At 75.1% G+C, this 11,245-nt stretch carries 12 protein-coding genes; 6 read left to right on the forward strand and 6 right to left on the reverse strand.

Going from position 1 to position 11,245, the window contains the following annotated elements:
- The 4 genes from JZ5iCDA_RS11985 to JZ5iCDA_RS12000 all read right to left on the reverse strand — a co-directional run.
- Window positions 1-463 (reverse strand): Hpt domain-containing protein (locus tag JZ5iCDA_RS11985; RefSeq protein ID WP_253182066.1); only part of this gene is annotated, 463 nt, incomplete at its 3' end.
- A gap of 191 nt (window positions 464-654) precedes the next feature.
- Complete coding sequence (locus JZ5iCDA_RS11990; RefSeq protein WP_069387384.1) at window positions 655-930, reverse strand: DUF7455 domain-containing protein; 276 nt, start codon at window positions 928-930, stop codon at window positions 655-657.
- Window positions 927-1,151, reverse strand: coding sequence for a hypothetical protein (locus JZ5iCDA_RS11995; RefSeq protein ID WP_069387385.1), 225 nt, complete (start codon window positions 1,149-1,151; stop codon window positions 927-929). Before JZ5iCDA_RS11995 ends, JZ5iCDA_RS11990 begins: the two co-directional genes overlap by 4 nt.
- A gap of 127 nt (window positions 1,152-1,278) precedes the next feature.
- Window positions 1,279-2,556, reverse strand: a complete 1,278-nt coding sequence (locus JZ5iCDA_RS12000) for a hypothetical protein (RefSeq protein ID WP_139123089.1) — start codon at window positions 2,554-2,556, stop codon at window positions 1,279-1,281.
- Window positions 2,557-2,737: 181 nt separating this feature from the next.
- Between JZ5iCDA_RS12000 and JZ5iCDA_RS12005 the strand changes: the two genes are divergently transcribed.
- A complete protein-coding gene (locus tag JZ5iCDA_RS12005) occupies window positions 2,738-3,808 on the forward strand; it encodes a hypothetical protein (RefSeq protein ID WP_069387387.1) in 1,071 nt (356 codons plus the stop codon).
- A 42-nt stretch (window positions 3,809-3,850) separates the two neighbouring features.
- Here the strand turns inward: JZ5iCDA_RS12005 and JZ5iCDA_RS12010 are convergent, their stop codons facing one another.
- Window positions 3,851-5,335 carry an XRE family transcriptional regulator gene (locus JZ5iCDA_RS12010; RefSeq protein WP_253182067.1) on the reverse strand — a complete coding sequence of 495 codons (1,485 nt, stop codon included), beginning with the start codon at window positions 5,333-5,335 and terminating at the stop codon, window positions 3,851-3,853.
- 133 nt (window positions 5,336-5,468) lie between these two features.
- On the opposite strand from JZ5iCDA_RS12010, the gene JZ5iCDA_RS12015 reads away from it, so the two are divergent.
- The 3 genes from JZ5iCDA_RS12015 (at window position 5,469) to JZ5iCDA_RS12025 (ending at window position 8,903) form a co-directional block, all read left to right on the forward strand.
- Complete coding sequence (locus JZ5iCDA_RS12015; RefSeq protein ID WP_069387389.1) at window positions 5,469-7,424, forward strand: phosphoenolpyruvate carboxykinase (GTP); 1,956 nt, start codon at window positions 5,469-5,471, stop codon at window positions 7,422-7,424.
- Window positions 7,425-7,518: 94 nt separating this feature from the next.
- A complete protein-coding gene (locus tag JZ5iCDA_RS12020) occupies window positions 7,519-8,223 on the forward strand; it encodes a PRC-barrel domain-containing protein (RefSeq protein ID WP_069387390.1) in 705 nt (234 codons plus the stop codon).
- A complete protein-coding gene (locus tag JZ5iCDA_RS12025; RefSeq protein WP_069387391.1) occupies window positions 8,220-8,903 on the forward strand; it encodes a hypothetical protein in 684 nt (227 codons plus the stop codon). The genes JZ5iCDA_RS12020 and JZ5iCDA_RS12025 overlap by 4 nt, the downstream gene beginning before the upstream one ends.
- A 161-nt stretch (window positions 8,904-9,064) precedes the next feature.
- Here the strand turns inward: JZ5iCDA_RS12025 and JZ5iCDA_RS12030 are convergent, their stop codons facing one another.
- Window positions 9,065-9,712, reverse strand: coding sequence for a DUF6518 family protein (locus JZ5iCDA_RS12030; RefSeq protein ID WP_069387392.1), 648 nt, complete (start codon window positions 9,710-9,712; stop codon window positions 9,065-9,067).
- Between the two features lie 202 nt (window positions 9,713-9,914).
- Between JZ5iCDA_RS12030 and JZ5iCDA_RS12035 the strand changes: the two genes are divergently transcribed.
- Both JZ5iCDA_RS12035 and JZ5iCDA_RS12040 read left to right on the forward strand, forming a co-directional pair.
- Complete coding sequence (locus JZ5iCDA_RS12035; protein WP_069387393.1) at window positions 9,915-10,334, forward strand: YciI family protein; 420 nt, start codon at window positions 9,915-9,917, stop codon at window positions 10,332-10,334.
- Window positions 10,331-11,245 (forward strand): RNA polymerase sigma factor (locus JZ5iCDA_RS12040; RefSeq protein ID WP_069387394.1); only part of this gene is annotated, 915 nt, incomplete at its 3' end. The genes JZ5iCDA_RS12035 and JZ5iCDA_RS12040, both read left to right, overlap by 4 nt.

Here is an 11,245-nt window from a genome sequence, read left to right on the forward strand (position 1 = left end):
CCGCGGGCTCGACGGTCGCCACGGCCGCGGCGCCCTCCGGCTCCGCGGCGGCAGGCTCGGCGGCGTCGACGGGCGCGGCCGGGGCCGCGGTGCCTTCCTGGACCGCGACGATCTGCTGCACCATCGGCTCGACGTCGAGGTCGTCGCCGGCCCCGGACTCGACCCGGGTGAGGATCGCGCGGAGCGTGTCCACGAGCGCGAGCAGGACGTCGGCCGTCGGCTGGTCCATGGCGCGCTTGCCGTCGCGGAGCTCCGACAGGAGCGACTCGCCCACGTGGGACACCCGCTCCAGGTTGCCGAAACCGAGGAAGCCGCTCGTGCCCTTGATCGTGTGCACGGTGCGGAAGATGCTGCTCAGCAGCGTGCGGGACGACGGGTCGCTCTCGAGCGCCACGAGGTCCTGGTCGAGCTGGTCGAGGTTCTCGTAGGACTCGACCAGGAACTCGTGAACGATCTCGTCCATCTCGTCCACGCCAACCTCCCCCTGCCATCACTGGCGTCCATTTCCGTCGCCGGCTCCGGCGAACGGCCCGGAGCTCCCTCCTGGTGCTCCGGCGACCGCCCGCCGTGGCGGGTCGATCACCGGGCACTGTCGGCAGCGGGACGCGGCTCGTGGTGAGTTCGAGCGGGTGGTTGCGGGTGGTTTCCGGCCGCCTACGCGACGTGCTCGGACTCGCCCCAGGAGACGGTGTACCCGCGCTCGTCGAGGGTGGCCTCGTGGGTGCGGAAGTGCTCGCCGCACAGCAGGAGCGCGCCGTGCTCCCCGACGCGCACGTGGACGCACGCCCACGCGCCGCACGCGTCGCAGCGGTGCTGCCACCCGGGGCGGACGGGCGTCGCGGGGGCGCTGCCCGCCGCCGGCCCGGCGACGGGCGCCGGGACGGTGCACGCGACGTCGACGACCTCCCAGGGCCGCCGCAGCGCCCTCACGCGGCGGTGGCCTTCTGCGCCGCGCGGTTGACCAGACCGGCGGCCTCGCCGCGGGTCATGCCCTGCACGACGAGCTCCTCGACGAGCGAGGCGATCTGCTCGTGCACGTCCACCGGGGTCAGCGGCTTGCCGGACCGGCGGCGGGCGAGCTCCTTGGTGAGGGGCGCACAGCGCTCCGCGACGGTCTTCGTCCGCGCTCGCGCGGGGATGGCGGGGCCCATGGGGTCTCCTCTCCTGGCCTCGTGGTGCGAGGCCCTGGTCGTTCGGTGTTCCTATGCAGACGGAGCGCCCCTCTCCCGGCGCGAGCGGCGGGAGAGGGGCGCTCCGTGCTGCGGTGCGCGCTCCGGGTCAGACGGCCTGGGGGACCGCCTCCGCGCGCCGCGTGGTGGTGCTCTGGCGGGCCGTGGCGACGAGGTCGGCGAGCGTCTCGCGCACCTGCGCGGGCGTGCGTCCGAGCGGGGCGCCCGGGAGCGCCGCGGCCGCGGCGAGCGCCCGCAGGTAGCGCGTGGAGTCGCGCGTCGGCTCGCCCGACCCGCGGTCCGGGTCCCACGCGGAGCGGGCCTCGTGCTCGTGCTCGAGGAAGACGGCGGTCAGGTCCGTGACCCACGCGCCGTCGAGCTTGCAGGGGGCGACGGCGCGCTTGACGGCGACGCGCGTGCGGGACACCGCGGGGCGGCCCGGCCGGGCCCGGTCGGCGAGGACGTCGCGGACGAGCAGGTCGGCGATCTTCTCGCCGTACTCGTGCTCCGCGACGGTCTCGAGCTCGGCGTCGTCGAACGCAACCCAGAGCCGGCCGAGCGCCGTCGCGCGACGGCAGTCCTGCGGGCTGAAGCGGTCGGCGACGGACCGCAGGGCGAGGCCGGGGTCCTCCTCGACCCACGCGAGCATGCGCGCCCGCACGTCCGGGTCGAGCGGCCGCGCGAGCTCCGGCAGGTCGAACGCGTCGCGGATCGCGGTGGCGTCGATGTGCGTGCGCAGGACGCCGCGCTGGCGCGCCGCCGCGCTGCTGTGCGCGTCGTAGAGCCGGTCGAGCCGCTCGTTGCGCCCGGCGTCGAGCACCTCCGCGGACGGGTCCGGCACGACGGGCAGCTCGTGCACGAGGCCGGCGAGTCGGCCGTCGGGGTCGATCGTGCCCTCGAGGAGCTCGGTCGAGACGATCTGCCCGACCTTGCGCGCGGACCGGACGCTGCGCAGGAGGGTGCGGTGCATGAGCGTGTAGTCGCCGAGCGCCTGGCGGATGGAGCCGGCCGCGCTCGCGCCGTCGGCGAAGACCTCGAGGTCGAAGAACTTCGTGCCGTTGCGGCCCGTGGAGTCGCCCTCGGCCCCGTCGACGCTCGGCAGGTCGAGGATCTTGCGCGTGTAGAAGTCGACGGCCGCCTCGACCATGTCGTCGTGCAGGAAGCGCGCGATGTTGTGCCGGTGGCAGTAGCGCAGCGTCTCGGCGCGCACGATCCCGGTGCGGAACGTCGCCTCGTAGATCTCCATGCGCGCCTCGCGCTCGGCGAGCGTGCCGGCGCGCACGCGCAGCGCGAGCTCGGTGGTGGTCCTGTCGAGCTCGTCGCTCGCGCGGTCGTGCAGCGTCGGGCGCACCACGGCGGTGTCAGTGGCGGCGGACAAGATCTCCATGGCATGCGTGTGTGCGGCGGCATCACGAAAATCGGGCGCTCGCGACCGGAAACTTGTGTGACGTCGGTCACATGCCGTCATCGCGGCCGCACCACGGGCGTCTACCGCCCCGGGAGCAGGCTCGTCGTGACGAGCACGGCATAGGCCCGTCCGACGACATCGCGAGGGAAGAAGGACACCCGTGGAGCACAGGCGCCGCACGCTCGACGTCGGGCCGGGAGAACATCTCCTGCTGCCCGCGTCGGCGCTCGACACGGTCGAGCGGCTGCAGATGTGGCGCGCGTTCACGGGCCTCGCCGACGACGAGGTGCTGCTCTCGCCGCTGTCGGCCACGCCGCTGCCGATGCCGTGGACCGTACCAGCAGGCCACCGCCGGTGGCCGGCGCTGCGCCCCGAGGCGATGTGGCACCCGCTCCTGTGGCTGCCCGGCCGGCTCCGGGCGCCGAGCGTCCTGCGCGACCCGGTGACGGGCGAGGCGTGGGGCGAGACGTACGACGAGTGGACGCTGCGGGTCGTGCTCGAGCTGTCCGAGTCGAGCCCCGTGGTCATCGAGGGCCGCCGCTGGGTGCTGCTCCACGACCACGCCCACGGCCGGTACGTGCGCCCGGCCGGCGCGCACGACGACCACCTCCTCCCCCTGTTCGACGCCCGCACCGGGACCTGGCTCGACGTGCTCTCGACGGTCGGCCTCGACGTCGACGAGCCGCGCGACCTCGCCCGCGTCGAGGCGTGGCTCGCCGGCGGGGACGACGACGCGCTCGACTCGGTCGACCTCGACCGGTACCTGCACGCCGAGGACCGGGACCCGACGTGGGCGCTCGACCGCGCGCACCGTCCCCTCGCCGGCGCGGACGGCACCCGGACCTACGTCGAGGACCTGCGCGACGCGTCCTCGGCACTCGTCGCGCGCGAGCTGTCGGACCGCGCGGCCGAGCTCGCCGACGCGCACCTGCCGGCGCGCGAGCTCGGCCGCCGCGCCGGCACGCTCGCTCGCGTCGCCTCCACCCTGCTGTCGCCCCACGACGACGTCGCGGAGGACCTCGGCCTTGCGCTCGGGCTCGTCACGGCGAGCGCGGAGCGCGCGTCGACGCCGGCCCGCGCGCTCGGCGCGCTCGCCGATCTGCGCGCGCTGCTCGGCTCCGTCGTGGAGACGGCCGCCGTCGGGCTGGACCGCATCGCGCTGCGGGTCGAGATCGAGACGGCCGAGGTGCTCGACCAGGTCGCCGCGCTGTCGGGCCCCGCGACGCTCTGACGCCCCACGACGCGTTCGCGCGCTGCGCGCACCTGTCGCTCGTCACGCGTCGCGCGGCGCGTGCTTCTCCAGGAACGCGTACACCTCGGTGGCGTCGACGCCGGGGAAGGCACCGCTCGGCAGCGCCGACAGCACGTGCTGGTGCATGCGGGCGCTCGGCCACGACGCGTCCTGCCAGCGCGCGGCGGCGTCCGCGGCCGGACGGCGGCAGCAGCTCTCGTCGGGGCAGCCGGACTGTCGGCGGACCGTCGTGTCCCGGCCGCGGAACCACTTCGCCGACGCGAACGGCACCCCGACCGCGAGGGAGAACTGGCCGGTCGTCGTCGTGCCCGTCTGGGTGGAGCACCAGAACGTCCCGGCCGGGGTGTCGGTGTACTGGTAGGACTCCGTCGCGCGGTCGCGCCGCGCGAGCGCCTCGCGCACGGCCCAGCGCCGGCAGACCATCTGGCCCTCGATCGCACCGGTGACGTCGGCGGGCAGGGGCAGGCCGTCGTTCGCGTACCCGCGGAACAGCGCGCCGTCGTCGCCGACGCGCAGGAAGTGCAGCGGGATACCGAGGTGCACGGTCGCGAGGTTGGTGAACCGCTGCGCGGCGGCCTCGTGCGTCACGCCGAACGCGTCGCGCAGGTCCTCGACCGCGAGGTCCTTCTCGCGCTTGCGCCGCTCGAGGAAGTCGACGGCGGCCGACTGCGGGATGAGGCAGCACGCGGCGAAGTAGGTGATCTCGACGCGCTGGCGCAGGAACTCCGCGTAGGAGCGCGGGCGCTCGTGCCCGAGCACGCGGTGCGCGATCGCCTGCAGCGCGAGCGAGCGCAGCCCGTGGCCGCCGGGGATCGAGGCCGGCGGCAGGTAGATGCGACCGTGCCGCAGGTCGGTCACGGTGCGCGCGGAGTGCGGCAGGTCGTCGACGTGCCAGATGGTGAACCCGAGCTGCTCCGCCATGCGGGACACGGTCCGGTGCGTCAAGGCTCCGACCGTGTACCCGGCCCTGCGGGCCATGGACTCCGCGAGCTCCTCGATCTCCGGGTAGTGGTTGTCGCGCGCCTGGCGCTCGAGGCGCAGCTCGGTGTTGGCGCGCCGCGCCTCCTCCGGCGTCGCGATCGCCTCCGTCGCGCGCCGCTGGAGCTCCGCGTGCAGGCCCACGAGGTTCTCGAGCACCGGCAGCGGCAGCTTCTGGCTCGCCCGCACGGACGGCAGCCCGAGGGAGGCGAACAGCGGTCCGCGCTGCGCGCGGTCCAGCGCGATCTCGAGCGCGGCGCGGCGCGACGGCGGCTCGTCGGTGAGCAGGTCCGGCACCGGCACGTCGAGCGCGCGGGCGATCTGCTGCAGGAGCGACAGCCGCGGCTCGCGCCGGCCGTTCTCCACCATCGACAGCAGGCTCGGCGCGGTGCCGACCGCCTCGCCGAGCGCGTCGAGGGTCATCCCGCGGGCGGTGCGGAAGTGCCGCACCCGGCGGCCGAGCGTGATGAGGTCCGCGTGGTTCGCGGGCGGCTCCTCGTCGGCGGCGGACGACATCCGGGGCGTCATCGCTTCACCGTATGTCAAGAACCGCTGATCTTCACGGCTCCCGCGGTGGAAAGGGCCGGCCCTCGCCACGAGGCTGGGAGAAGCCGGGCACCCGGCCCGTCCGCTCGCCCACCACCCGCAGGGAGACCGACCGATGACCGCGACCACCAGCCCTCGCCGCACCCGCCTCGCCGCCCTGCTCGACGACGTCGAGACGGAGCGCGCGGACCTCGCACCCGCGCCGTCGGCCGGCGCGTCCGCGACGGACCCGCGGCCGCGCGACGCCCGGGCGTGGGTCCGCGAGATCGCCGCCCTGACGGAGCCGGACGCGGTCGTCTGGTGCGACGGCTCGGCCGAGGAGAAGCAGCGGCTCGTCGGGCTCATGGTCGAGACCGGCACGCTCCTCCCCCTCGACCCCGAGAAGCGGCCGGGCAGCTACCTCGCGCGCTCGGACCCGGGCGACGTCGCGCGCGTCGAGTCGCGCACGTTCATCTGCTCGCGCGACGAGGCGGACGCCGGACCGACGAACAACTGGCGCGAGCCCGAGGCGATGCGCGCGGAGCTGCGCGAGGTGTTCGCGGGCTCGATGCGCGGCCGGACGATGTACGTCGTCCCGTTCTCGATGGGCCCGGTGGGCGGTCCTCTCTCGCAGGTCGGCGTCCAGGTCACCGACTCGCCGTACGTCGTCGTGAGCATGGGCGTCATGACGCGCGTCGGGCGCGAGGTCATGGACCTCCTCGACGCCGGGGAGCCGTTCGTCCCGGCCGTGCACTCGGTCGGGATGCCGCTCGTCGTCGGCGGACGCGACGCGCAGGGCGACGCCGCCACGCGCGTCGACGACGTGGCGTGGCCCTGCAACGAGACGAAGTACGTCGCGCACTTCCCCGAGACGCGCGAGATCTGGTCGTACGGGTCGGGCTACGGCGGCAACGCGCTGCTCGGCAAGAAGTGCTTCGCGCTGCGCATCGCGTCCGCCATGGCGCGCGACGAGGGCTGGCTCGCCGAGCACATGCTCGTGATCCGCGTGACGTCGCCCGAGGGCCGCCGCTACCACCTCGCCGCCGCGTTCCCGTCGGCGTGCGGGAAGACCAACCTCGCGATGCTGCGCCCGACGCTCCCCGGCTGGACGGTCGAGACGATCGGCGACGACATCGCGTGGCTGCGCACCGGCCCCGACGGCCGCCTGCGGGCCATCAACCCCGAGGCGGGCTTCTTCGGCGTCGCGCCCGGCACCGGGCCGGACACCAACCCGGCCGCCGTCGAGACGTTCGCGCGCGACACCATCTTCACCAACGTCGCGCTCACCGACGACGGCGACGTCTGGTGGGAGGGGCTGACCCCCGAGCCGCCGAGCCACCTGGTCGACTGGACGGGCCAGGACTGGACGCCGGCCGACGGCGCGGCCGGACGCCCCGCCGCCCACCCCAACTCCCGCTTCACCGTCGCGGCGGCGCAGTGCCCGACCATGGCGGACACGTGGGACGACCCGGACGGCGTGCCGATCGACGCGATCGTCTTCGGCGGGCGCCGGGCGTCCAACGTGCCGCTCGTCGCGCAGGCGTACGGGTGGGAGCACGGCGTGTTCATGGGCGCGACGATCTCGTCGGAGCGGACCGCCGCCGCGGAGGGCACCGTGGGCGAGCTGCGCCGCGACCCGTTCGCCATGCTGCCCTTCTGCGGCTACACCATGGCCGACCACTGGGCGCACTGGCTGCGCGTCGGCGCGTTCCTCGACCCGGACGAGCGGCCGAAGATCTTCCAGGTCAACTGGTTCCGCAAGGACGCGGACGGCCGGTTCCTGTGGCCGGGGTTCGGCGAGAACGTGCGCGTGCTCGCCTGGATCGCCGCGCAGGTCGACCGTGCGCACGGCGTGCGGACCGACTGCGGCGCGGTGAAGAGCCCCGTCGGCCTGCTGCCGGCCCCCGGCGCGCTGCGCACCGACGGGCTCGACCTGCCCGACGGCGCCCTCGACGCCCTGCTGAAGGTCGACCCGGAGGCGTGGTCGGTGGAGGCGGACCTGACCGCCGAGTTCCTCGGCACGTTCGGCGACCGCGTGCCCGCCGAGCTGTGGGAGCAGCTCGCGCGGCTGCGGGAGCGTCTCGGGGCCTGAGCCGCGAGCGCCGCCGGGGTGCGTGCGGCACGCCGCGCTCGCACGATGAGCAGGTCGGCTCGACCGGACGGACCCCGACAGGAGGGGGCGCAGCATGATCAGCACGGACCAGATCGAGAGGCTCCTCTCGGACGGCACGGTCGTCTCGAGGACCGGGGAGAAGATCGGCAAGGTGGGCCAGGTCTTCCTCGACGACAGCAGCGGGAGGCCCGAGTGGGTGACCGTCCGGACCGGCCTGTTCGGCTCCGGCGAGTCCTTCGTCCCGCTGGGCGACGCCGACGTCGAGGGCGACGAGATCCGCGTGCCGTTCGGCAAGGACGACGTCAAGGGCGCGCCGCGCGTGGACGACGACGGGGGTCACCTGTCCCCGGAGGAGGAGGGCGAGCTCTACCGCTACTACGGGCGGCTCTCGTCACGGTCCGGGTCCTCCCCGGACGCGTCCCGCGCGTCGGGCGAGGACGACCGCCCCGGCGAGGCGGGCGTCGTCGGCAGGCACGCCGCCGGCCCGGCCGACCGCGAGGCGCCGGACGGCGCGGGCGACGAGGGCGGTGACGGCCGGGGCACGAAGGGCACGAAGGGCTCGGCGGGCACGGCGGGCACGGAGGGCACGGTCCGGCTGCGCCGGTACGTCGTCACCGAGTACGTCACGCAGGCCGTGCCCGGCGAGGGGACCGGCGGCGCCGACGCGTCCCCCGGCCAGGAGCGGACGATCACCGAACGCGTCCGTGAGGAGGTGGTCGAGACCGACCCCGACGACTCCGGCCGCGGCACCATCTCCGGGAAGGACGACCGACGATGAGCACGAGCTACGGGGCGACCCCGCCCGAGAACGACCCGCCCACCCGCGACGACCGCGGCACGCGCGGCCGCGACGCGCACGACACGGCCGGCCGCACCGACCGCGAGACCGTCGTGGCCCGCGAGAAGGAGCGGTACGGCGGCATCAAGATCGGCTCGGCCTTCTTCGGGTGGCTCACCGCCACCGGGACGGCCGTGCTGCTCACCGCGCTCGCCGCGGCCGCCGGTGCCGTGTTCGGGCTGAACGCGACGACCGACGCCCAGGACGCCGTCTCCCAGGCGACGGAGAACGCGGAGACCATCGGCATCATGGGCGGCATCGTCCTGCTCGTCGTGCTGCTCGTCGCCTACTACTGCGGCGGGTACGTCGCGGGCCGCATGGCACGGTTCGACGGCGCGAAGCAGGGGGTCGCGGTGTGGCTGTGGGCCGTCGTCATCGCGATCCTCCTCGCCCTGCTCGGCCTCGTGGCGGGCAGCCAGTACAACGTGCTGTCGCAGCTCAACGCGTTCCCGCAGATCCCGGTGAGCGGGGACGACCTGACGACCGGGGGCGTGATCGCGCTCGTCGCGGCCGCGGTCGTCAGCCTGGTCGGCGCCGTCCTCGGCGGTCTCGCCGGCATGCGCTTCCACCGCAAGGTGGACCGCGCCGGCCTCGACGTGACCCCCGCCGACCCCCGGTAGCGCCCGGCCCTGACCGGCACCACGACCCCTGTGGGGCCGGTCAGGGCGTCGCCAGGGTCCACGCCATGGTCGAGCGCCGCCGCTGGCAGCCCGAGGCGGCGAGCACCGGGTGCGGGTCGTCGTGGTCCCACGGCACCGGCCCTGAGTCTCGGGACGGCGCGTCAGACGCCGAGGACGCTGTTGGCGGCCGCCGTCCCGAGGAGCCCGAGGGGCACGGTGGCCGCGAGAGCGAGCGGCACGATCCAGCGCTGGCGGGGGCTGCGCGCGAGCGCGACCGCGCACACCAGACCGACGGCGCACATGATGGCGCCCGACGCGCCCTGCCACGGGAACAGCTGCCAGCGCATCAGGCCCTCGCTGACGAGCACGCCGCCGAGCAGGGCGACGCCCGTGACCTGGCGCCACGCGACGTCGGACCGCCACCACGCGCCGGCGAGGCCGAACACCGCCCCACCGACGAGGGCGCCGGCGAGCCAGAACGCGAGGATGCGGCCGTCGGACGGGACCCCGTGGAGCGTGCGCGCGGCGTAGTACCCCGCCATGAGCATCGTCTCCGCACCGATCCCGAGCAGGACCGCCGCCACCGGACGGCGCGCGAGGGCGCCGGCGACGAACGCCACGGCGACCCAGGAGGCGACCGAGTTCGCCCACATGGCCCACGGGTCGACGAGGACCCCCTGCAGCCACTCGGTGAGGACGCCGAGGCCGAGCGCCGCGGCGAGCACGGCGGAGATCGTCCGGGCGGACGGTCGCGCGGGAGGTGCGACGTGGGAGCCGGCGACGGCTCCGGGCGAGAGGGTGGTGGTCACGACAGCAAGCGAACACCGGCGTGCCGTGCGCCGTCGTCCTCCTGGAGGCGGGTCTCGTGTCCTCCTCGGGGAGGAGGACACCACCGCCCGGCGCCGCACCGGCGGTCCGGCGATGTCGGGGTCGGTGTCGATCCGGCCCTTACCTGTTCGACCTCTGGGTGAGAGGGTCGGAGGACCGACCCGCCGACACGGGAGACGAACCATGAAGTACATGCTCATCATGCGCAGCACCGACGAGGCCGCCGCGGCGTTCGAGAACGTCTCGTTCGAGGAGATGCTCGACGCGATGGGGCGCTTCAACGACGAGCTGATCCGCGCGGGCGTCCTGCTCGCCGCCGAGGGGCTGGAGGACGCGAGCAAGGGCGTCGTGGTCGACTTCTCGTCCGAGGTGCCCGTCGTCACCGACGGCCCGTACGGCGAGACCAAGGAGCTGTTCGGCGGCTACTACGTGCTCGACGTCGCGTCGCAGGAGGAGGCCGTCGAGTGGGCCAAGCGCCTGCCCATGGCGGGCCCCGGCACCAAGGTCGAGATCCGCCGCGTGCCGACGATCGACGAGTTCCCGCAGGACAACGAGTGGATCCGCAAGGAGAGGGCGTGGCGCGAGTCGACGGGCCAGCTGTGACCGCACCCGCGCGGCCGGTCACCCGCGGCGGCCGGGCGGACGAGCCCGGCCGCCGCGCCGTCGAGGCGGTGTGGCGCATCGAGTCCGCCCGGATCGTCGGGGCGCTCGCCCGGTACACGGGCGACGTCGCGCTCGCGGAGGACCTCGCGCAGGAGGCGCTCGCGGAGGCGCTCGTGGCGTGGCCGCGCGACGGCGTCCCGGCCAGCCCCGCGGGCTGGCTGCTCACCGTGGGCCGTCGGCGCGCGATCGACGCGTTCCGGCGGCGCGCCGCGCTCGACGAGCGGTACGCCGCCCTCGCCCGCGGTCTGGAGGAGGGCGGGACCGGGGCGGGGGCGCCGTCGGGCACGGGCGGCGACGACGCCGGCGTGCTCTGGGACCCCGATCGTGTCGACGACGACGTGCTCGCCCTCGTGCTCGTGGCATGCCACCCGGTGCTCTCGCGCGAGGCGCAGGTCGCCCTCACGCTGCGCGTCGTGGCCGGCCTGTCGAGCGACGAGATCGCGCGCGCGTTCCTCGTGCCGACCGCGACCGTCCAGGCCCGGATCACGCGCGCGAAGAAGACGCTCGCCGCCGCGGGCGTCCCATTCGCGGTCCCGCCGCGCGAGGAGCGCCGCGAGCGCCTCGGCGGCGTGCTCGCCGTGCTGTACGTGATCTTCACGGAGGGCTCGACCGCGACGTCGGGCGACGACTGGCTGCGCCCGGACCTCGCGCACGAGGCGCTGCGGCTCGCACGCGTGCTCGTCGGGCTCGTCCCCGACGAGCCGGAGGCGCACGCGCTCCTCGCGCTGCTCGAGCTGACGGCGGCACGCTTCCCCGCGCGCACCGGGCCCGACGGCGAGCCCGTCCTGCTCGCCGACCAGGACCGGCGCCGGTGGGACCGGTCGGCCGTCCGGCGGGGCCGCGCGGCGCTC

Origin of the sequence: Cellulosimicrobium cellulans (genome assembly GCF_001722485.1) — a bacterium.
Taxonomy (GTDB): domain Bacteria; phylum Actinomycetota; class Actinomycetes; order Actinomycetales; family Cellulomonadaceae; genus Cellulosimicrobium; species Cellulosimicrobium cellulans_A.

What these genes read in the sequence shown, in the direction of transcription:
- JZ5iCDA_RS11995 (WP_069387385.1), bottom strand. Translation starts at nt 1,151, where the DNA reads ATGGGCCCCGCCATCCCCGCGCGAGCGCGGACGAAGACCGTCGCGGAG.
- JZ5iCDA_RS12000 (WP_139123089.1), bottom strand. Translation starts at nt 2,556, where the DNA reads ATGGAGATCTTGTCCGCCGCCACTGACACCGCCGTGGTGCGCCCGACG.
- JZ5iCDA_RS12010 (WP_253182067.1), bottom strand. Translation starts at nt 5,335, where the DNA reads ATGACGCCCCGGATGTCGTCCGCCGCCGACGAGGAGCCGCCCGCGAAC.
- JZ5iCDA_RS12015 (WP_069387389.1), top strand. Translation starts at nt 5,469, where the DNA reads ATGACCGCGACCACCAGCCCTCGCCGCACCCGCCTCGCCGCCCTGCTC.
- JZ5iCDA_RS12020 (WP_069387390.1), top strand. Translation starts at nt 7,519, where the DNA reads ATGATCAGCACGGACCAGATCGAGAGGCTCCTCTCGGACGGCACGGTC.
- JZ5iCDA_RS12025 (WP_069387391.1), top strand. Translation starts at nt 8,220, where the DNA reads ATGAGCACGAGCTACGGGGCGACCCCGCCCGAGAACGACCCGCCCACC.
- JZ5iCDA_RS12035 (WP_069387393.1), top strand. Translation starts at nt 9,915, where the DNA reads ATGAAGTACATGCTCATCATGCGCAGCACCGACGAGGCCGCCGCGGCG.